Raw genomic sequence first — 20,269 nt, 5'->3', positions numbered from 1 at the left:
CCCAGGGCATGACCCGCAGGCCGGCCGGGTCCACCCTAGGGACGATCCCCGGCCCCTGGGTGACCATCTTCCGGGAACCACCACGGGGCGCCGGGCCGACCCGCGGGCGGGTGGCCCGGCGCGTACGTTCGGTCAGCCGCCGCTCGCCGACGGCTGCGGTTCGGGCGAGCCTCCGGCGACCGCTCCCGGGTCCGGCGCCTGGGTCGGCGAGGGCCGCAGACCGGCCGGCACCGGCAGTGCGCTGCCCCTGGCGAACTGCTCCCAGCCGACGTTCCACGCCGTCCAGCCGTTGCCCTCGTTGAGCTCGACCTCGGTGCCCTTGACGGTCACCAGGTCACCGACCTGGGTGATGCCCATCAGCCAGTCCGCGTTGGCCGCCGACAGGTTGGTGCATCCGTGGGACACGTTTGTGTACCCCTGGTCCCCCTCCGACCAGGGTGCGCCGTGGATGAACTCACCACCCCAGGTGAGCCGCTGCGCATCCTCGACGTCCACCACGTACGGATCGGCCGAGCCCCGCGTGTCGAACGTGGTGAAGTCGTGCTTCTCCATGATCACCATCTTGCCGCTGGAGGTGGGGGTGCTCGGCTTGCCGAGACTTACCGGCAACTTGCGCAACAACTTGCCGTCCCGGATCACCGACATCTGCTTGCTCGCGTTGTCGATCTCCAACTCGACCTGCCGGCCGATCTTCGAGGTGGCCCGCCGGTCGGCGTCGCCGACGTGCTCCTTGCCGATCGGCAGGCCCTCCAGCGCCGAGCGGACCTTGATCGACGTACCCGGCCGCCAGAAATCGGGCGCTCGGTAATAGACCTGGCTACCGTCGGACACCCAGGACCAGGTGCCCGGTTGCGGCGGATCCGTTTTCACGAACAAACGGCGTTGCACATCCGCCCGCGCCTCCTCGGGAATGGGCGGGTCGAAGGCGACAGTTACCGGCATTGCCGTTCCGTACGTCCGATCACCGGCGAAATACAATGTGCTAACAATGGTTGGTTTGGATGATTTGGGCTGCGTGGTGAAGCTCGTCCTCCGGGTGACCGTCTTCCCGGAGTCGCCGGTCGCGGTGACCTCCGCGGTGTACGTCCGCTTCGGCTCCAGTGACCGGCTCGGCACCCACCCGGTGCCGTCCTCACGCGGCTCGGCCGCGACCGTCGTGCCCTTGTCGTCGGTGATCCGCACGGCGGTGACCCGCCCGTGCTTGACCACGGTGCCGACCTCCCCGGTGACCGGCACGTCGCGGGTTCCCTCGGCCGGTGTCACGGACAGTTCCGGGTTGGCTCGCGCCTCGGCGGGCTGCCCGGCCCTGCGGTCGCCGGTGCACGCGCCCAGCGCCAGCGGTGTCGCTGCGACACTCACCGCCAACAGCGTCAGTCGCCGCCTCAACATCATGATGCGTCCCCCCGTTTATCGCCGCTTCCTCCGCCACATTCTCCCCAGTTCGACACCGACGTTTTCGCGGTTTCGAGCAAGAGCATGGGCAAGGCACGGAGAAGCCTTTCCGTGATCGCACCCCCGACGAACGGAAGATGCCGGCGACGACGATTCGGGCGATACTCGGTCGACTGTCGCGCTATGTCCGGCGCCGTACCACTGATCCGGTCCGCGGGCCCAGCGGACGCTCGCTCACGGGTTCGCCGTCCCGACTTCGGACGGAACGGCGAACCCGCCCTGATTCACCTGGGCCGTCAGACCGTGGCGATCAGCAACGCGGGCTGCTCGACACAGTCCGCCACCTGCCGCAGGAACCCGCCGGCCACACCGCCGTCGCAGACCCGGTGGTCGAAGGTGAGGCTCAGCTGCGTCACCTTCCGGACCGCGAGCTGGCCGTCGACGACCCACGGCTTGTCCACGATGCGGCCGATGCCGAGCAACGCGGCCTCCGGGTGATTGATGATCGGGGTCGAGCCGTCGACGCCGAACACCCCGTAGTTGTTCAGCGTGAAGGTACCCCCGGTCAGCCGGGCCGGGGACAGTTCACCGGCCCGGGCCGCGGCGGTGGTGGCCGCGAGTTCGACCGCGAGTTCGGTGGTGGTGAGCCGCTCGGCGTCCCGCAGCACCGGCACCACCAGCCCCCGGTCCGTCTGGGCGGCGATGCCCAGGTGCACCCCGGCCGACTGGACGATCCGCTGGCCCTCGGTGTCGACCCGCGCGTTGAGCTGCGGGTAGCGGCGCAGCCCGGACAGGCAGATCCGCGCGAACAGGGCCAGGATGCTCACCGGGCGGTCCGGGCGGGCGGAGTTGATCGCGGCCCGGGTCTCCAGCAGGGCGGTGGCGTCGGCGTCCACCCAGATGGTCACCTCGGGGATCTCCCGCCGGCTGCGGGACAGCTTGTCCGCGATGGTCCGGCGGATACCGGTCAACGGGATGACCAGATCCTGGGCACCGGCCATGCCCGGGTCTCCCGGCGCCGGGTGCTGTCCCGTTGTCGCCGGACGGTCGGGAACTGCGGCGAGCCGGGCGCCGACGTCGGCCGACGCCCCGCTGACGTCGCGGGCCGCCGCCTCCACGTCGGCCCGGCGGACCACACCGCCGGGGCCGCTGCCGCGCACCGTCGTCAGATCCACCCCACGCTCCCGCGCCAACCGCCGCACGATCGGCGAGATGACCAGCGGCTGGGCCGGTTCGGGCGGGCCGGGCTCCCGGTCGGCCACCGCCACCGGCCGGCCGGCACCCGAAGCCGTCGGTGCGCCGCTGGCACCCGACGCGTCCCCGGCCGCGGCGAGCCGAGGCCGCCGACGACGGCGGGCACCGCCGTGCCCGGTGCCGTACCCGATCAGGACGTTGCCGGAGCCGGCCCGCTCCTCCTCGCGGTATACCGCGTGCCCGGTCGGCTCGCTGCCGTCGGCGTGCCCACCGACCGGCCCGGCGACGGTGATCAGGGGTTGGCCCACCGGACGCACCTCACCCTCGGCGCCGTGCAGGGCGACGACCCGGCCGGCGTACGGGCAGGGCACGTCGACGACCGCCTTGGCGGTCTCGACCTCGACCACGGTCTGGTCCACCGTGACCGTGTCGCCGACCGCGACCCGCCACTGCACGATCTCCGCCTCGGCCAGGCCCTCGCCGAGGTCGGGCAGGAGGAAAACCTTCTCGGTCATGCCGCACTGCTCTCGGTCAGCCAACGCCGGTCGGGCTGGTCGTCCCACTGCAACCGGGCCACCGCGTCCAGTACCCGGTCGACCGACGGCAGGTGGGTGTGCTCCAGCATCGGCGCCGGGTACGGGATGTCCAGCCCGGAGACCCGCAGCACCGGGGCGTGCAGCGCGTGGAAGCACCGCTCCTGCACCCGGGCGGCGATCTCCGCGCCGACCCCGGCGAAGCCCTGCGCCTCCTGCACCACCACGCACCGCCCGGTGCGGCGTACCGAGGCGGCGATGGTGGCGTCGTCGAACGGCACGATGGTGCGTACGTCGACCACCTCCAGGTCCCATCCCTCGTCCCGGGCGGCCTCGGCGGCCTCCAGCGCGACCGGAACCGCCGGCCCGTACGCGACCAGGGTGGCGTCGCGTCCGGGCCGACGCACGACCGCCCGGCCGAACGGCTCGGTGCGGGTCGGCAGCGCGGTCTCGGCGCCGGCGAAGTAGAGCTTCTTCGGCTCCATGAACACCACCGGGTCCGGGTCGTCGATCGCCTCCCGCAGCAGCGAGTACGCGTCGTCGACGGTCGCCGGGGTGACCACCTTCAGACCCGGGGTGTGCGCGTAGTACGCCTCTGAGGAGTCGCAGTGGTGTTCCACGCCGCCGATCCCGCCGGCGTAGGGCACCCGGATCACCATCGGCACGCTCAACGCGCCCCGGGTGCGGTTACGCAGCTTCGCCACGTGCGAGGCGATCTGTTCGAACGCCGGGTACGCGAACGCGTCGAACTGCATCTCGACCACCGGCCGCAGCCCGGACATGGCCAGCCCGACGGCGAACCCGACGATGCCGGCCTCCGCGAGGGGGGTGTCGAAGCAGCGTTTGTCGCCGAAGCGGGCCTGGAGTCCGTCGGTGATCCGGAAGACCCCACCGAGTTGACCGACGTCCTCGCCGAAGACGAGCACCCGCTCGTCGTCGAGCATCGCGTCGGCGAGCGCGGCGTTGAGCGCCTTCGCCATGGTCATGGTGGCCATCAGGCGTCCTCCTCCGCTGCCGCGGCCAGTTCGGCGCGCACCTGCTCCCGCTGCTCCACCAGTTGCGCGGTGGGTTCGGCGTAGACGTGGTCGAAGAGGCTGAGCGGGTCGACCGTGGGTTGGCTGTTCATCCGGTCCCGCAGGTCGGCCGCGTACGTCTCGGCCTGCTCGGCGATCTCGGCGACGGCCGCGTCGTCGAGCACGTCCCGGCCGCGCAGGTAGGTCTCCAGCCGGACCAGCGGATCGCGGTCACGCCACGCCTCCACCTCGTCGGCGTCGCGGTAGCGCGAGGCGTCGTCGGCGTTGGTGTGCGGCTCCATCCGATAGGTGTGCGCCTCGACCAGGAACGGTCCCCTGCCGGCGCGGGCGTGCGCGACCGCGCGGGTGAGCACCGCGAGCACGGCCACCGGGTCGTTGCCGTCGACCTGCTCGCTGGGGACGCCGTACCCGACACCCTTGTGGGCCAGCGTCGGGGCAGCGGTCTGCCGGGACAGTGGGACGCTGATGGCGTACCTGTTGTTCTGCACGAAGTACACGACCGGGGCCTTGAACACGGCGGCGAAGTTGACTCCCTCGTGGAAGTCGCCCTCGCTGGTGGCACCGTCGCCGATGTAGACCAGGGCCACCGTGTCGCGCCCCTGGTACGACTCCCCGTAGGCCAGACCCGCGGCGTGTACGCACTGGGTGGCCAGCGGCGTGCACTGCGGTGCGGTGCGCCGCTGCGCCGGGTCGTAGCCGCAGTGCCAGTCGCCGCGCAGCAGCGTCAGCACCTCGACCGGGTCGATGCCGCGGGCGGTCAGCGCCATCGACTCCCGGTAGGTGGGGAATACCCAGTCCTCGTCGCGCAGCGCCAGGACACCGCCGACCTGGCAGGCCTCCTGGCCCCGGGAGGATGGGTAGACGGCCAGCCGGCCCTGCTTGGTCAGCGCGGTGGCCTGCGCGTCGAAGCGCCGGCCGACGACCATCCGCCGGTACATCTCGCGCAGCGCCTCGACGGGCGGTTCGGGGTAGTCCGCGCGGGTCGGCAGCAGGGTGCCGTCCGGGTTGAGCAGCCGGACCGGTTCGGTCTGGGGCAGCAGGCCGGCGGCGGGGTCGGCCGCGGCCGGGGTGGCCGGCCGCCGCTTGCGCGGAGATGCCCTGCGGGCCGCCTGGGGGGTGGTGGTCACGGCGGAACCTCCTGGACGTGTGGTGGCCCTATGCTCCTGCTGTCGGATGATTGACTCAAGATGGCCGGTGAACGCGGGATGGATGGCACCCAGAGGAGGGTTCGATGAGCCAGGAGACCGCCGACGAGGCGGACCGGCGGGGCGGAACGGGACGTTCGGCAGTCGCCCTCGACGAGGTGGACCGGCGCATCCTCGACGAGCTGACCCGGGACGGTCGGCTCTCCATCCGGACGCTCGCCGAACGGGTGCACGTCTCACGCACCAACGCGTACGCCCGGGTGGAGCGGCTGCTGCGCGACGGGGTGATCACCGGGTTCTCCGCCCGGGTCGCCCCGGAGGTCGCCGGCCTGGGCACCTCGGCGTACATCGCGCTGACGATCAGGCAGAACACCTGGCGGGAGGTGTCGGCGGAGCTGGCCCGGGTGCGCTACGTCGAACACGTGGCGCTGCTCAGCGGCGAGCACGACGTGCTCGCCCTGGTCCGGGCGCCGGACAACGCCACCCTGCGGGACGTGGTGCTGGACCGGGTGCAGCGCATCGCCGGAGTGCTCGCCACCCGCAGCTGGCTGGTCTTCGAGGAGTACGACGGGACGCGCAGCCCCTGGGAGTGACCCGCTCAGCGTTCGGGCGGGGACTCCAGGCCCTCCCGGTCGGCCAACTCCAGTAGGGGTTCCAGCGAGAAGCGCCGCTCGTCCAGGCCCGCGTGCGGGTCGCCGCGATAGGCGAACCGACCCGGCATGGTGGTCACGTCGAAGTCCTCCGGCCGCGCGTCGTCCAGCTCCGCCCAGTCCAGTGGCGCGGACACCAGCGCGGCCGGCGTGGGCCGGATCGAGTACGCCGAGGCCATCGTGTGGTCCCGGGCCATCTGGTTGTAGTCGACGAAGACCGGCCGGTCCCGCTGCTCCCGCCACCAGGTGGTGGTGACCAGGTCCGGCCGGCGCCGCTGCATCTCCCGCCCGAGCGCCAGCACCGCCCGGCGGCACTCGCCGAAGCTCCACCGCGGCTCGATCGGGACGTAGACATGCAGGCCCCGCCCGCCGGTGGTCTTCGGATAGCCGGTCAGCCCCAGCTCGTCGAGGAAGGCGCGCACCTGCTGCGCCACGGGCACCACCTGGTCGAAGCCGACCCCGGGCAGCGGGTCGAGGTCGATCCGCAGCTGATCCGGCCGCTCCACGTCCGCCCTGGTCACCGGCCACGGATGGAAGCGCAGCGTGCCCAGGTTCACCGCCCAGATCACCACGGCCAGTTCGCCCGGGGCGACCTCGTCGGCGGTGCGTCCGCTCGGAAAGGTGAGGTGGGCCGTGCCCACCCAGTCGGGCGCGCCGGCCGGCACCCTCTTCTGGTAGAACGCGTCGCCCCGGTTGTCCTGCCGGGTGGCGATGGTCGCGCCCTCGAACACGCCCCGGGGCCACCGTTCCAGCATCGTCGGCCGGTCCCGCAGCGCGCGCAGAATGCCGTCGCCGACGGCGAGGAAGTAGCGCACCACGTCGAGCTTGGTCAGCCCCCGCTCGGGGAAGTACGGCTTGTCCGGGCTGCTGACGCGGACCGTCCGCCGCCCCACCTGGATCTCCTCCGCCGCCGTCGCCACACCTGAGAGGGTACGACGCCACACCCGGCGCCCAACCCCGCGTTCACCAGGCCGTTGGCGGCACCCCGTCCGGCGGCGGCAGGATCTGCCGCAGCCGGCCCGGGGGTACGCCTCGGGGCCGCCACTCCCGGGGGTAGCCCACCGACACCTCCTCGAACCGCACTCCGTCGTGCCAGGTGGTGCGTGGAATGTGCAGATGGCCGTAGACCACCGCGGCGGCGGCGAAGCGTACGTGCCAGTCGGCGGTGGCGTCGGTGCCGCACCACTGGGCGAAGACCGGGTACCGCAGGACCCGCGTCGGTTCCCGGACCAGCGGCCAGTGATTCATCAGCACGGTCGGCAGCGCGGGATCGCGCGCGGCGAGCCGGCGGGCGGTCTCGGCCACCCGCGCCGCGCACCACGCCGACCGGCTCTCGTACGGGTCGGGATGCAGCAGCACCTCGTCGGTGCAGACGATTCCGGTCCGGTACGCCTCGGCCAGCGCCGCCTCCGGCGTGTCGAAGCCGTCCGGCCGCCAACTGTGGTCGTACAGCAGCATCAGCGGCGCCACCGTCACCGGGCCGCCGGGGCCCATCCACACCGGGTACGGATCCTCGGGCGTGACCACGCCCAGTCCACGACACAGCTCGACCAGGTGGGCGTAGCGGGCCACGCCCCGCAACGTCACCGGGTCCCCGGGCGGCGTCCACAGCTCGTGGTTGCCCGGCGACCAGACGACCCGGGCGAACCGGCCGGCGAGCAGCCGCAGCGCCCACTCCACGTCGGCGACCGTGTCGCCCACGTCACCGGCGACGAGCAGCCAGTCCTGCGGCGTCCGGGGGCGCAGCCCCTCGACGACCGGCCGGTTCTCCGGGTGCCCGACGTGCAAGTCACTGATGGCCAGGAGACTGCCACCATCGTCCGTCTCCGCCATGCCTGCGATCGTAGTGAAGCGGCCAAGGGCGTCGATCCGCACCGCGCCCGGCGGCGCAGCGGCCCGCCGGGTGGGCGTACCCGGTAGGATCCCCTCGGGCCGTGACTGGCGCATGGAGATGGAGAACCATCGGGGAGCGGCCCCGTCACGAGGACGCATGCCGAGCGCCTGGGCCTTCCGCACGTCACCTGGAGGTCGCATGCCGCGCAACGCCGAATCCACCGCCTTTCGCAGCGCTCTTGAGGTGATCCGTGGTGTCGAGCCGCGGGTCGCCGACGCGATCGGGGCGGAACTGGCCGACCAGCGCGAGTCGCTCAAGCTGATCGCCAGTGAGAACTACGCCTCCCCGGCGACGCTGCTGGCGATGGGCAACTGGTTCAGCGACAAGTACGCCGAGGGCACCATCGGGCGCCGGTTCTACGCCGGCTGCCAGAACGTGGACACCGTCGAGGCCCTCGCCGCCGAGCATGCCCGGGAACTGTTCGGTGCGTCACACGCCTACGTGCAGCCGCACTCGGGCATCGACGCCAACCTGGTGGCGTTCTGGGCGATCCTGGCCGACCGGGTCGAGGCACCGGCCCTGCAGCGGGCCCAGGCACGGCACGTCAACGACCTCACCGAGGCGGACTGGTTCGCGCTGCGACGTGAGCTGGGCAACCAGCGGATGCTCGGCATGTCGCTGGATGCGGGCGGGCACCTCACCCACGGTTTCCGGCCGAACATCTCCGGCAAGATGTTCGACCAGCGCAGCTACGGCACGGACCCGGTCACCGGCCTGGTCGACTACGACCGGGTCGCCGAGGCGGCTCGGGAGTTCCGCCCGTTGGTGTTGGTCGCCGGCTACTCGGCGTACCCCCGGAAGATCAATTTCCGGATCATGCGGGAGATCGCCGACTCGGTCGGCGCCACCTTCATGGTGGACATGGCGCACTTCGCGGGCCTGGTCGCCGGCAAGGTCTTCGCCGGCGACTTCGACCCGGTGCCGCACGCGCACATCGTCACCAGCACCACGCACAAGTCGCTGCGCGGCCCGCGCGGCGGCCTGGTGCTGTGTGGCCCGGAGCTGGCCGACCAGGTCGACCGGGGTTGCCCGATGGTGCTCGGCGGCCCGCTGCCGCACGTGATGGCCGCCAAGGCGGTGGCTCTGGCGGAGGCCCGCCGGCCCGACTTCGCCGGGTACGCCCGCCAGATCGTCGACAACGCGCAGGCGCTGGCCGAGGGTCTGCTGCGCCGGGGCGCCAGGCTGGTCACCGGCGGTACCGACAACCACCTGGTGCTGATCGACGTCACCGGCTACGGGCTGACCGGCCGGCAGGCCGAGCAGGCGCTGCTGGACTCGGGCATCGTGACCAACCGCAACGCCGTGCCGCAGGACCCCAACGGCGCCTGGTACACCTCCGGCATCCGGATCGGCACCCCCGCGCTGACCACCCGGGGGCTCGGCACCGCGGAGATGGACGGCACCGCCGAGCTGATCCACACCGTGCTCAGCCAGACCAGCGCCGGGGTCGGTCCGGACGGCACCGCCTCCAAGGCGAAGTACGTCCTCGACCCGGCCGTCGCGGACAAGGTCAGCCGCCAGGCCAGTGAACTGCTCAGCGGTTTCCCGCTCTACCCGGACGTCGAACTGGGCTGACGACGCTCGCGCCGGGCCGGGGAACGTCCCCGGCCCGGCGCGATTCCGACCTCAGGCGATCGGACGTTTGAGGTGGTAACGGTGGACCTCGGTGCTGCCCTGCACGTTGTTCACGTCCTCCGCGGCGGAGACGAGTTCCCACCCGTCGCGTCCGGCGCGGTTGAGATGTGCGATGGCGGTGTCGCCGTACGCCGTGATGTCCTTGCGGGACCCGTCCGGGCCGTACCAGACGAACGAGACATGAAAATTGCGGCCCTGCCCCTGGTAGCGGCGGACCAGCAGGGCATACTCCCAGGCAACCATGTCGCCCATTATGACCGTCCACCCAGGACCACGGCAGGGCGGCGGTCACACGTTGCGAACCGGTGAACGCGATGAGTCGCCACCCCGGTACCGGTCAGTCAACCGGCACCGTGCGCAGTTCGCGGACGGTCGTCGGATCGGCGCAGCCGGCCAGGGCCAGCGCGTCCCGTAACTCGTCGGCGAGCAGGGCCAGCGCGGTGCTGGCCGCCGGGCGCCCACCGGCCGCGAGGGCCCAGAGCATCGGCCGACCGACCAGGACCGCGTCGGCACCCATCGCCAACGCGCGCAGCACGTCGACGCCGCCCCGGATGCCGCTGTCCAGCAGCACCTCGCACCGGTCGCCGACGGCCGCCACCACCTCGGGCAGCATGGTGGCGCTGGCCGGGACCCCGTCGAGTTGCCGACCACCGTGGTTGGACACGACCACCGCCTGCGCCCCCGCCTCGACCGCCCGCACGGCGTCGGCCGGATCAAGGATGCCCTTGACGACCAGCGGCAGGTCGCACCGCTCCCTCAGCCAGCGCAGATCCGCCCAGCTCAGCGCCGGAGCGAAGGGCGCATCGTGCGGCGCGGACAGCGGGGTGACGCCCGGCGTACCGCCGTGGGCCAGGTCGTCGCGACCACCCGGCAGATTCGCCGGGACCAGCTCCGGCGGCAGCCGGAAGGTGTTGCGCAGGTCCCGCAGCCGTCGGCCGAGCACCGGCACGTCCACCGTGACGACCAACGCCCGGCAGCCGGCGGCGCGGACCCGTGCCAGCAGGTCGGCCACCAGCGACCGGTCCCGCAGCCAGTACAACTGGAACCAGACCTCGGCGCCGGTGGCGGTGACCTGCTCGATAGGTGTGCTGCCGAGGATGCTGGCCAGGTACGGCACGTCGGCGGCGCGGGCGGCGGCGGCCAGCGCCGGCTCGCCGTCGGGATGCACCAGCCGCTGGTACGCCATCGGCGCCACCCCGACCGGCATCGCGTACTCCCGGCCGAGCAACCGGGTCCGCAGTCTCGGGGTGGTCACCCCGGTCAGCACCCTCGGCAACACGCCGACCCGGTCCAGCGCCCGGCGGTTCGCACCGAGGGTCACCTCGGCGCCGCTGCCGCCGTCCACGTAGTCCCAGACGTGCGGCGGCAGCACCGTCCGGGCCAGGGCGGCGAAGTCGGCCAGGCAGGCCGGCGGTGGCCCGGGCATGATCTCCATGCGGTCCACCATCGCCGACCCGGCACCTGCCACGCCACTGTCGCGCCGGAGGGTCGGCGCTGGGCGCGGCGAGGTGGCCGGGCGCAGTCGAACGCGCTCGGCGGGGCACACCGGGTGCGCCACCTGGCGTACCGTCGGGAGGTGGCCAGTTGGGACGACGTACGCCGGATCGCGCTGGGCCTGCCGGAGACCAGCGAGCGGCCCTCCTATGACGGCGTGGCCGCCTGGCGGGTGAAGGACAAGCCGTTCGTCTGGGAGCGCCCGCTCCGCGGCAAGGAACTCCACGACCTCGGTCCGGCCGCACCGGACGGTCCCATCCTCGGGGTCCGGGTGGCGGACCTCGGTGTCAAGGAGGCGCTGCTCGACAACGACCCCGGCCTCTTCTTCACCACGCCGCACTTCGACGGCTACCCGTCGGTGCTGGTCCGGCTGGACCGGATCGACGTCACCGAGCTGACCGAGCTGATCGTCGAAGCCTGGTACGCCCGAGCGCCGAAACGCCTGGCCGCGGCGCACCAGGCGCAGACGGCACCGCCCGCAGCGGGCGGGTGACGGCAACTCCCGCGTATTCCGGCACCCGCGAACAAGACCCAGGCCGTCACGCGCCGGCCGAGAGCGCATTTCCACCTCGGTTGCCCACCACCACGGGTGCCGGGGCGGTCCGCAGCCCGACCCTGATCACGAAGATGGCCCCGCCGCCCGGACTCATCGGCAGTTCCAGGGATACTGCTGCATCCGGCGTCGCTGGCGATTTAACGCTTCGTGCGTTTGCGTCGCTTGATGATCGTTTTGTGGCGTGGGGTTGGTTGCTGGTTGCGGCTGCCTCTTGGTCGTCCTGGTCCTGGTCGGGAGGGTTTCGGTGGCTTGGCTGGTGTGGGTAGGTGTGGGTGCAGGCTGCGGAAACCTCGTCGGACCCGGAACGGGGTCAGGGTGGTGGTGGTCAGGGGTCGTTCCCAGGGCAGGCGTTGGTCGGCGATCAGGGTTCGAGCGAGGCGGAGTTGGGTGTGTGCCGCCGCGACGATCCAGGTCCACAGGTCTGCTTGGCTGGGGTGACGCACCGCTGGGGTGGTCCAGGCGAGGTGCTGTTTGATGAACCGGTTGGTGTGTTCGATGGCGAACCGGCGTAGGTAGGCCCGCCAGATCAGGTCAAGGTTGATCGGGTCGGGGCCGGCGGTCCACAGCCACAGGGTTTGTGGGTGCCGGCCTCGACCGTTCGGGTCAGGCTGACCCGAACGACGGTGCCGCGGATGATCGGGGCGGCCAGGCCCTTGGTGTTCTTCGCCGCCCACCGCCGTCGGGGACCCGGCTTGGGGTGCAGGCCGGTCCACGCTTGGACGTGGATCGGGCCGTAGGTGTCATCGACGGTGTGCACCTCGTGGGTGGGCTCCGGCCAGGTCGTGGGGTCAGCGCAGGCGAATCGATCGCCATGCTGTTTGGGTCGGCCGGGGCTGCCGGGGGTCTTGGCGGGCGGGTCGGCGTAGAAGACCGGTTCCGGCGGATCCGACCGATGATCCGGGCGGGAGCGTGGGGGTCGGACGCCACCCGAGCTGTCGCGGTGATCGGGCAGTAACCGGCGTCCAGGCAGAACACCGGCACCACACCCGGCCGGTGACGGGCCAAGCCCCGCACCAGGCCGCTCATCTGGTTGCAGGCCACCTCGGTGGCGTTGTCCTCAGGGTCCACCCGCACGACATCGACCGGCGCGGTCCAGGAATCCGGCGTCGCGGACACCTGACAGACCCACTGGTAGGCCCAACCCGGCACCATCCGCCCCCGCCGATCGCCACCCGGATCAGGCACTCGACACATCCCCCGCCGCGGCGAACACCCCGCCTCCGGGCGCGGCCACGCCGTCACGTCCACCGCGAACACCGGCCACCACCCCGGCAGAACGCCGATCAGCAGGTCACGCACCGCGGTGACATCCACCCGCCCCTTCGACAAGGACGCGTACACACTGCCCCACCCCCGGCGCAGCGCCGGCTCCAACGTCAGATACGGCAGCGATGCCACCGGACCCGGCGTGGTCAACACCGCATCCGTGACCTCGAACAACGTGTCCGCCCACCGCGTCAGGCACTGATACCAACCCTGACGGAACTCCACCAACCGGTCATGGTCACCGCGCGTCGCTTCCCCACCCATGCCCGCATGACCCACAATGACGGCCACGGCCACCGCCTCACATCGAAGATCTTGGTCGATCCCGATAATCAGGCGGTGGCCGCTCCACGTCACGCCAACACACCGAACGAACCAGACGCCACCTGCACCACCCCGACCCACGAGTTAAATCGCCAGGCGTCGTCGAGGCAGCAGTATCAGCGAAGTTGCGGGCCAGCGCAGCGCGGGGCAACAGAGCCGGTGTGGCGGTGGGGGCGGTTCCGGTGGCGCGGCCCCGGTGCGGGCGGGGTGGGCGAGACGCCGCTCGCCGAGCGCCAGCACCAGGGCAACGGTGCTGTGCACGCCGTGGCTCGGCAGCGCGAGCCCGCCCACGAAGGCACCAGCGGTGATGCCGACGTTGGCGGCGATAGACCACCGCCGGGCCGTCGCGTTCGTCCGCTGTTCGTCCCATCGCCACACCGGCGTCGCCCGTGCCGCGTACCGTCGACGCACGTGATCATCCGTCCGGCGACCACCGAGGTGCGCGCGTTACGCCGTATCGGTGACACCGCCCCGCACAGCGCCTTCACCGACCTGGTCCGGTACGCGGGAAACTGGTTCTGCGCGTTCCGCCAGGGCCGGTCGCACCTGTCCGACGACGGCGTCCTGCGGGTGCTGACCTCCTCGGACGGTCAGTCCTGGCAGACCGCCGCCGTCCTCGCCCAGGCCGGGGTCGACCTGCGCGACCCACGCTTCGTGCCGCGCCCCGACGGACGGTTGCAGCTGCTCGCCGCCGCCGCGACCGGCACGCCGAAGCGGTTCCGGACCGTCACCGCGGTCAGCGACGACGGTCAGCGGTGGGACGAGCCACGGCCGGTCGGCGAACCGGACGTCTGGGTCTGGCAGGCCGCCTGGTGCGGCGACGCGATGTACGGCATCGGCTACGCCACCCGGGAACCGCGGTTCGTCCGGCTCTACCGCAGCGAGGACGGCTTCGACCTGCGACCGGTGGTACGGACGTTGTTCTCCGGCGGGTACCCGAACGAATCCGGGCTGGTCTTCGACCCCGACGGCACCGCCACCTGCCTGCTGCGGCGCGACGGCGGCACGGCAACCGCCCAGCTGGGCCGCGCCCGTCCGCCCTATCGGGAGTGGACCTGGACGGACCTCGGGGTACGCGTGGGCGGGCCGGCGCTGTGCCGGCTGCCCGACGGCACCCTCGTGGCCGGCGTACGCCTGCACGACGGTGCGGTGCGGACCGCCATCTGCGCCGTCGACGTGGCGCGGGGCCGGCTGCGGGAGTTGGTGACGCTGCCCTCCGGCGGCGACTCCAGCTATCCCGGCCTGGCCTGGCACGACGAGCGGCTGTACGTCAGCTACTACTCGTCACACGAGGGGCGCAGCTGCGTCTATCTGGCCGAGGTCGACCTGGGGTCGCGCTGAGGGTCCGGCGGCCACGTTCGCAGCCGTGGTGCGGCGCGGATCGGCAGCTCGGCGACGGGGTGCTCAGCGTTGCGGGTCGGCTGATCGGTGCGGGTCGGCGGGTCGGCGAGGGGTCGCGGATCGGCCTCACTCGGCGAGAACAGCGGTCCGGTCATGACATCCCCACCTCACCATCGACGTCGCCGCGGCGCGGACCGGCCGCAGGTCGCCTGCTCGGAGCACTGCCGGAACCCTACGGCAGGCACCGTGAACATTGCTTCATGCAAATGGATGTGGGAAAGGGCAACTGGCCGGATTGTCGCCAGGCCACCCGGCGAGGATGATCGATTCCGTGTGTCGACCTTCAGTGAGTAATCCGACACCGAGCGTGCGCCTTTGCTCATCCCGGCGTTCCGGCCGGCACCGGGGTCTGCGCGTGGATGTGGAAACGCAGGGACCGGGCGTCGGTGAAGCACTCCCGCATCGGCCGGACCAGTTCGCGATGCTCCGGGCTGCGCTCCCACGCCTCGAAGTCGGCCAGGCTGGTCCACTCGCTGGTGATCAACCACTGCTCCGGGTCGGTCGACGAACGGCACACCTGGTCGACCAGGTGGCCCGGCACGCCGTCGGCGACCAGGTGCCGGACCGCCTCGTAGGCCCGCAGGAAGTCCTCGGTGCGCTCGTCGGGCACCCGGACCAGGAACACCACCCGTGCTCGCGTCATCACCCCTCCTCTCCGGCCGGTGGCGCACCTCGCAACACCAGCGCACTGTTGAATCCGTCGAAACCCCGGGCGCAGACCAGCGCCAACCGGGTACGCGGGCGGCGGGGGGCCCGCAGGAAATCCAGCTCGCAGCCCTCGGCGACCACCTCCGGACCGGCCGAGGCGGGCAGTGTGTCGTGCGCGAAGGCGAGCAGTGCGGTGGCCACGTCCAGCGCCGACCCGCCCTGGTGCGCCCGCCCGGTCAGCTCCTTGTGGGTACTGACCGGCGGCGTGCGGGCGCCGAAGACGGCACGCAGGGCGCTCGCCTCGGCCCGGTCGTAGCGGGGCACCCCGAGCGCGTCGGGGACCACCACGTCCACCTCGTCCGCCTCGACACCGGCCCGACCCAGGGCCAGCCGCATCGCGCGGGCGTACTGGTGCGGGTCACCGGCACTGTCCGAGGTGGTGTGCGCCGCGTCGTGGGTGGCGCCCCAACCGGTCACCTCGCCGTAGCTGCGCGCGCCCCTCGCCTGGGCGTGGTCCAACGCCTCCACCACGAACACCGCGCCGCCCTCAGCGGGCAGGTAGCCGCTGGCGGTGGCGTCGAACGGCCGGTAGGCGTGTTCCGGATCGGCCACCTCGCTGAGCAGACCGGACCGTAGCTGACAGGCCAGCGCGTACGGGCTCAGCGGGCACTCGGTCGCCCCGGCGAGCACCACCGAGGCGCCGCGCCGCACGGTGCGCACCGCGTGCGCCAGGCTGTCCAGGCCACCGGCCGACTCCGCCACCAGCACCCCGCACGGCCCCTTCGCCTGATGCCGGATGGAGAGCTGTCCGACGCTGGCCGCGTAGAACCAGGCGATCGACTGGTAGGCGCCGACCGTGCGCGACGGTGACGACCAGAGGCGTTGCAACTCCCGCTGGCCGAACAGGTTGCCGCCGGAGGCGCTGGCCAGGGTCACCGCCCAGCCGTAGGGGTCGGCGGCCCGCTCCGGCAGGCCGGCGTCGGCCAGCGCCAGCGCGGTGGCGGCGAACCCGAGGTGCGTCCACCTGTCGGTCTGCACCAGAGCGCGGTTGTCGGCGTACCGGGCCGGGTCGAAGTCCGCCACCTCACCGCCGAGGCGGGTCGGGTACCCGGAGGCGTCGAAGAGGGAGATCGGCCCGGTACGGCGGCGGCCGGTCAGGACCGTGCGCCAGTGCGCGTCCGCGCCGACGCCGCTGGGCGCGACCACCCCGACGCCGGTGATCACGGCCCGCCCGCCGGTCACGCCGTCACCTCGACGACCGTCTCGACCCGACGGGTGCTCACGGCGTCACGTCCCGGGCCAACCGGCGGAACAGCATGGCCGACTGGAAACCGCCGAAGCCGCTGCCCACCGACAGCGCCACGTCCACCGGCACCTCCCGGGCCTCGTTGGGCACGTAGTCCAGGTCGCATTCCGGGTCCCGGGTGGCCCAGTTGGCGGTGGGCGGCACCACCCCGAACTCGATGGCCAGCGCGCAGGCGGCCATCTCGATGGCGCCGATGGCACCCAGTGAGTGCCCGACCATCGATTTGATCGAGCTGATCGGTACCCGGTAGGCCGCCGCGCCGAGCGACCGTTTGAACGCCGCCGTCTCGTGCCGGTCGTTCTGCCGGGTGCCGGAGCCGTGGGCGCTGATGTAGGAGACGTCCTCGGGCATCAGTCGGGCCTGCCGCAGCGCGTCGGTGATGGCCAGCCCCATCTCCAGGCCGTCCGGGCGCAGCCCAGTCATGTGGAAGCCGTTGCTCCGGCTGGCGTAGCCGGCCACCTCGCAGTAGACGTGCGCGCCGCGCCGCGCGGCGTGCCCGGCCTCCTCCAGCACCAGCACCGCCGCCCCCTCGGCCAGCACGAAGCCGTGCCGGTCGGCGTCGAAGGGACGGGAGGCGTGCGCCGGGTCGTCGTTGTCCGGGCTGGTGGCCTTGATCGCGTCGAACGAGGCGACGGTCACCGGGGAGATGGGCGAGTCGGCGGCCCCGGCGAGCACGATGTCGGCCTCGCCGTCGACCACGAGTTGGTGGGCGTACCCGATGGCGTCGATGCCGGAGGTGCAGCCAGTGGAGATCACCTGCGCCGGACCGTGCAGGCCGTGGCGGCAGGCCACGTCGGCGGCCAGGCTGCTGGGCATCAGCGCCGGGTAGAGGTACGGGCCACCGAGCGCCGCGTCGACCAACCAGCGTCGGCCGCTGTCGCTGACCGTCACGTACTCCTGCTCCAGCGCCATGGTGCCGCCGACCGCGGTGCCGAGCACCACAGCTGTCCGGTCGCGTTCGGCATCGGTGAGGTCCAACCCGCTGTCGGCCACCGCCTCGGCGGCACAGGCCAGCGCAAACTGCACGTACCGGTCGGCGCGCTGCCGCTGGGCGGGGGTCAGCCCGGCGGCGTCCGGGTCGAAGTCGCACTCCGCGGCGATCTGCGACCGGAACGGCGACGGGTCGAAGAAGCTGATCCGCCGGGTCGCCGTACGGCCCTCGGTGATGCTCTTCCAGAACCGGTCCCGGGTCACCCCGCCGGGGGCCACCACCCCGACGCCGGTGACCACGGTGCGCCGGCTGGTCACGACCGGTCCCGCTGTTCGACCAGTTCGGTGTCGACGTGGCCGAGCTCCGGACGCGGAGCCAGCGGTCCGAGGTGGAAGACCACCTCGGCGGGGAGGTGGCCGGTGTTGCGCAGCCGGTGCCGCACGTTGCGGGCCACGAACAACGCCTCGCCGGCCGCCAGCGGCACCGGCTCGTCGTCCAGGTCGACGGTGATGGCGCCACGGGCGACGTAGAGGAACTCCTCGCTGTAGGGGTGGTAGTGCTCGGCGATCCGCTCCCCCGGCGCCATGGTGGCCACGCCCATGAAACCCGAGGTGCTGCCGACGGTACGCGGACCGAGCAGGACGCGCAGCTCGCCACCGCGACGGCGATCGGCGGGCACGTCTCGGGCGGCCACCAGGGCGAGGTCACTCATCGTCGGCTCCTGTCGCGCTCGGAGCGGTCGACCCGGTCGCCGACGCGGTGCCCGTCAGGGTGGTCGTCCGGTGCCGGGCGAGCCGCTCGACGCGCTCCTTGATCACGGTCAGCTGCACCGCGCTGTTGGTGTTGATCCGTTCGGTCATGCCGGCGTTGTCCACCGGCGCGGTCGGCTTCATGGCGAAGTCCTGCACCCAGGTCATCCGGACACCGTCGGGTTCCTCGGTGTAGGTCCAGCGGATCCGCATGTACTCGAACGGCCCGGTCTCCACCCGGCGGGCCTGCACCTGGCGGGTGGCCGGGTCCGCGGTGCGTTCGCTGACCCAGCTCCAGGCCACGCCGTTCTCGTCGGGATGCATGGTGAGCCGGAACCGGACCGTCTCGCCGTCCCGGTCGAGGATCTCCGCCCGCGCGTACTCGGTGAACAGGTCCGGCCAGCCGGCCACGTCGTTCGTCACCGACCAGACCAGCTCCAGCGGCGCGGCGATGACGATGCTGTTCTCGGTGTGCCCGGGCGGGTCGGCCCGCCGGGCGACCAGGTCGGCCACGGCCGGAATGCTCAACTGCGCGGCCTGCTCCGGGATGCTCACCTGCCACCGGTCGGCGACCACGGCCGAGAGTTCGAGCAGGGCGAGCGAGTCCATGCCCAGCTCCTCCAGGGAGGCGGCCGGCGCGCGGGCGGCGGCATCCGGGTCGAGTCCGCAGTTGGTCACCAGGATGTCGGTTATCTCGGTGGTCAGCGAACCGCCGTCGGTGACGGTCATCGTTTCCTCCTCGGGTGTGCGGATGTCGGTGCGGCGATCAGGCGGTCCACCAGCCCGGTGGAGTGACGCCCCTTGCGGAACTCGGCGTCGTCGAGCACCCGCCGGACGAACGGGATGGTGGTCCGCATCCCCGGTCCGGAGATCTCGAACTCGCCGAGCGCCCGATCCAGCCGGTTCAACGCCAGGTCCCGGTCCGGGGCCCAGACCGCGACCTTCGCCAGCAGCGAGTCGTAGTGCGGACCCACCAGGTAACCGGGGTGGCCGTGGGTGTCGACCCGGGTGAACGGGCCGCCGGGTGGCACGAACCGGTCCAGCCGCCCGGGCGTGGGCGCGAAGTCCCGGTCCGGATCCTCCACGTTGACCCGGCACTCGATGCCCACCCCGGTGAACCGGACATCCTCCTGACGCCACCGCAAGGGGCTGCCGGCCGCGACGTGGAACTGCTCGTGCACCAGATCGATCCCGGTGATCATCTCGGTCACCGGGTGCTCCACCTGGATGCGACAGTTGATCTCCAGAAAGTGGAACCGCTCCTCGGTGTCGACCAGGAACTCCACCGTCCCGGCGCCGGTGAACCCGACGTCGAGCGCGCCGCGCAGGGCGGTGCTGGCGATGGCGTCCAGCGTCGCCGGGGACAGCGCCGGAGCGGGCGCCTCCTCGACCAGCTTCTGATGGCGGCGCTGCACCGAGCAGTCCCGGGTGCCCAGGTGCACGCCGTTGCCGTGCGAGTCGCAGAGCAGCTGGACCTCGACGTGCCGGGCATCGGTCAGGTAGCGCTCGACGTACACCCGGTCGTCGCCGAAGGCGGCCTGGGCGGCGGCCCGGGTACGCGCGTACGCCCGGGGCAGGTCCGCCGGGGTGCGGACCACGGCCATCCCGCGGCCCCCTCCCCCGGCGGCGGCCTTGATGATGACCGGATAACCCACCTCGGCGGCGATGGCCGCGGCCTCGGCGGCCGTCGGCACCGGCTGCACGGCACCCGGCGCCAGCGGTAGCCCGGCCCGGCTCATCAGCGCCCGGGCGGAGGACTTGTCGGCCAGCACGGACATCACGTGTGGCGGCGGGCCGACGAAGGTCAGCCCGTTGTCCGCGCAGATCTCCGCGAAGTCGGCGTCCTCGGAGAGAAAACCGTATCCCGGGTGTACCGCCTGGGCACCGACCTTGCGGGCGGCCTCCACCACCGCCGCGGCGTTGAGGTAGCTGCGCCGGCTGGCCGAGGGGCCGATCCGGACCGCCTCGTCGGCCAGCCGCACGGCCGCCGAGTCGGCGTCCGCGGTGGAGTAGACCACGGCGGTACGGATGCCCAGCTCCTTGCATGCGCGCAGGATGCGTAACGCGATCTCGCCCCGGTTGGCGATCAGCACCTTGGAGAACATCGACGCACCACC

Annotated in this window: 20 protein-coding genes and 1 riboswitch; of the genes, 4 read left to right on the top strand and 16 right to left on the bottom strand. The window is 72.2% G+C overall.

The window, feature by feature from the left end; all coding sequences use genetic code 11:
• Positions 1–132 precede the first annotated feature (132 nt).
• From O7601_RS18990 to pdhA, 4 genes are all read right to left on the bottom strand, one after another.
• Positions 133–1,392 carry an Ig-like domain-containing protein gene (locus O7601_RS18990; protein ID WP_281562447.1) on the bottom strand — a complete coding sequence of 420 codons (1,260 nt, stop codon included), beginning with the start codon at positions 1,390–1,392 and terminating at the stop codon, positions 133–135.
• A 296-nt stretch (positions 1,393–1,688) separates the two neighbouring features.
• The gene (locus tag O7601_RS18985; protein WP_281562446.1) at positions 1,689–3,101 is read right to left on the bottom strand and encodes a dihydrolipoamide acetyltransferase family protein; all 1,413 of its coding nucleotides are present in this window, start codon (positions 3,099–3,101) and stop codon (positions 1,689–1,691) included.
• Positions 3,098–4,114, bottom strand: a complete 1,017-nt coding sequence (locus O7601_RS18980) for an alpha-ketoacid dehydrogenase subunit beta (RefSeq protein ID WP_281562445.1) — start codon at positions 4,112–4,114, stop codon at positions 3,098–3,100. The genes O7601_RS18985 and O7601_RS18980 overlap by 4 nt, the downstream gene beginning before the upstream one ends.
• Positions 4,114–5,280 (bottom strand): pyruvate dehydrogenase (acetyl-transferring) E1 component subunit alpha, encoded by a 1,167-nt coding sequence (gene pdhA / locus O7601_RS18975; RefSeq protein WP_281562444.1) that lies wholly within the window; start codon positions 5,278–5,280, stop codon positions 4,114–4,116. Before pdhA ends, O7601_RS18980 begins: the two co-directional genes overlap by 1 nt.
• Positions 5,281–5,384: 104 nt before the next feature.
• Between pdhA and O7601_RS18970 the strand changes: the two genes are divergently transcribed.
• Positions 5,385–5,891, top strand: a complete 507-nt coding sequence (locus tag O7601_RS18970) for an Lrp/AsnC family transcriptional regulator (protein WP_281562443.1) — start codon at positions 5,385–5,387, stop codon at positions 5,889–5,891.
• Positions 5,892–5,896: 5 nt separating this feature from the next.
• On the opposite strand, the gene O7601_RS18965 is transcribed toward O7601_RS18970, so the two are convergent.
• A complete protein-coding gene (locus O7601_RS18965; protein WP_281562442.1) occupies positions 5,897–6,868 on the bottom strand; it encodes a DNA primase small subunit domain-containing protein in 972 nt (323 codons plus the stop codon).
• A 43-nt stretch (positions 6,869–6,911) separates the two neighbouring features.
• Positions 6,912–7,781: a metallophosphoesterase gene (locus O7601_RS18960; RefSeq protein ID WP_281562441.1), complete on the bottom strand. Its 870-nt coding sequence runs from the start codon at positions 7,779–7,781 to the stop codon at positions 6,912–6,914.
• Between the two features lie 91 nt (positions 7,782–7,872).
• Positions 7,873–7,962, top strand: a riboswitch (ZMP/ZTP riboswitch).
• Between the two features lie 18 nt (positions 7,963–7,980).
• Here O7601_RS18960 and O7601_RS18955 point away from each other — a divergent pair.
• Entirely contained in the window at positions 7,981–9,417 is a 1,437-nt protein-coding gene (locus tag O7601_RS18955; RefSeq protein WP_281562440.1) for a glycine hydroxymethyltransferase, read from the top strand.
• Positions 9,418–9,468: 51 nt separating this feature from the next.
• Here the strand turns inward: O7601_RS18955 and O7601_RS18950 are convergent, their stop codons facing one another.
• Complete coding sequence (locus O7601_RS18950; RefSeq protein WP_093402670.1) at positions 9,469–9,729, bottom strand: hypothetical protein; 261 nt, start codon at positions 9,727–9,729, stop codon at positions 9,469–9,471.
• Positions 9,730–9,814: 85 nt separating this feature from the next.
• Positions 9,815–10,924, bottom strand: coding sequence for an alpha-hydroxy acid oxidase (locus O7601_RS18945; protein ID WP_281562439.1), 1,110 nt, complete (start codon positions 10,922–10,924; stop codon positions 9,815–9,817).
• Between the two features lie 129 nt (positions 10,925–11,053).
• On the opposite strand from O7601_RS18945, the gene O7601_RS18940 reads away from it, so the two are divergent.
• Positions 11,054–11,464 carry an MmcQ/YjbR family DNA-binding protein gene (locus O7601_RS18940; RefSeq protein ID WP_281562438.1) on the top strand — a complete coding sequence of 137 codons (411 nt, stop codon included), beginning with the start codon at positions 11,054–11,056 and terminating at the stop codon, positions 11,462–11,464.
• A 589-nt stretch (positions 11,465–12,053) separates the two neighbouring features.
• On the opposite strand, the gene O7601_RS18935 is transcribed toward O7601_RS18940, so the two are convergent.
• A complete protein-coding gene (locus O7601_RS18935; protein WP_281562437.1) occupies positions 12,054–12,284 on the bottom strand; it encodes a hypothetical protein in 231 nt (76 codons plus the stop codon).
• Positions 12,285–13,201: 917 nt separating this feature from the next.
• The gene (locus O7601_RS18930; RefSeq protein WP_281562436.1) at positions 13,202–13,528 is read right to left on the bottom strand and encodes a hypothetical protein; all 327 of its coding nucleotides are present in this window, start codon (positions 13,526–13,528) and stop codon (positions 13,202–13,204) included.
• On the opposite strand from O7601_RS18930, the gene O7601_RS18925 reads away from it, so the two are divergent.
• Positions 13,529–14,458 carry a sialidase family protein gene (locus O7601_RS18925; protein ID WP_281562435.1) on the top strand — a complete coding sequence of 310 codons (930 nt, stop codon included), beginning with the start codon at positions 13,529–13,531 and terminating at the stop codon, positions 14,456–14,458.
• Between the two features lie 379 nt (positions 14,459–14,837).
• On the opposite strand, the gene O7601_RS18920 is transcribed toward O7601_RS18925, so the two are convergent.
• Genes O7601_RS18920 through O7601_RS18895 form a run of 6 tightly spaced genes read right to left on the bottom strand, consistent with a single transcriptional unit; the run spans position 14,838 to position 20,257 of the window.
• Positions 14,838–15,161 (bottom strand): antibiotic biosynthesis monooxygenase family protein, encoded by a 324-nt coding sequence (locus O7601_RS18920; RefSeq protein ID WP_210935969.1) that lies wholly within the window; start codon positions 15,159–15,161, stop codon positions 14,838–14,840.
• On the bottom strand, positions 15,161–16,408 hold the full coding sequence (locus O7601_RS18915) for a beta-ketoacyl synthase N-terminal-like domain-containing protein (RefSeq protein ID WP_281562434.1): 1,248 nt from the start codon (positions 16,406–16,408) through the stop codon (positions 15,161–15,163). Before O7601_RS18915 ends, O7601_RS18920 begins: the two co-directional genes overlap by 1 nt.
• 37 nt (positions 16,409–16,445) lie before the next feature.
• Positions 16,446–17,720, bottom strand: a complete 1,275-nt coding sequence (locus O7601_RS18910) for a beta-ketoacyl-[acyl-carrier-protein] synthase family protein (RefSeq protein WP_281562433.1) — start codon at positions 17,718–17,720, stop codon at positions 16,446–16,448.
• On the bottom strand, positions 17,717–18,115 hold the full coding sequence (locus tag O7601_RS18905; RefSeq protein WP_093402661.1) for a cupin domain-containing protein: 399 nt from the start codon (positions 18,113–18,115) through the stop codon (positions 17,717–17,719). Before O7601_RS18905 ends, O7601_RS18910 begins: the two co-directional genes overlap by 4 nt.
• Positions 18,108–18,881, bottom strand: a complete 774-nt coding sequence (locus O7601_RS18900; RefSeq protein ID WP_281562432.1) for an SRPBCC family protein — start codon at positions 18,879–18,881, stop codon at positions 18,108–18,110. The genes O7601_RS18905 and O7601_RS18900 overlap by 8 nt, the downstream gene beginning before the upstream one ends.
• Positions 18,878–20,257 (bottom strand): acetyl-CoA carboxylase biotin carboxylase subunit, encoded by a 1,380-nt coding sequence (locus O7601_RS18895; RefSeq protein ID WP_281562431.1) that lies wholly within the window; start codon positions 20,255–20,257, stop codon positions 18,878–18,880. The genes O7601_RS18900 and O7601_RS18895 overlap by 4 nt, the downstream gene beginning before the upstream one ends.
• Between the last annotated feature and the right edge of the window lie 12 nt (positions 20,258–20,269).

It is taken from the genome of Verrucosispora sp. WMMD573, from assembly GCF_027497175.1.
In the GTDB taxonomy this organism is placed as follows: domain Bacteria; phylum Actinomycetota; class Actinomycetes; order Mycobacteriales; family Micromonosporaceae; genus Micromonospora.
This window is presented reverse-complemented; position numbering and strand designations above follow the sequence as displayed.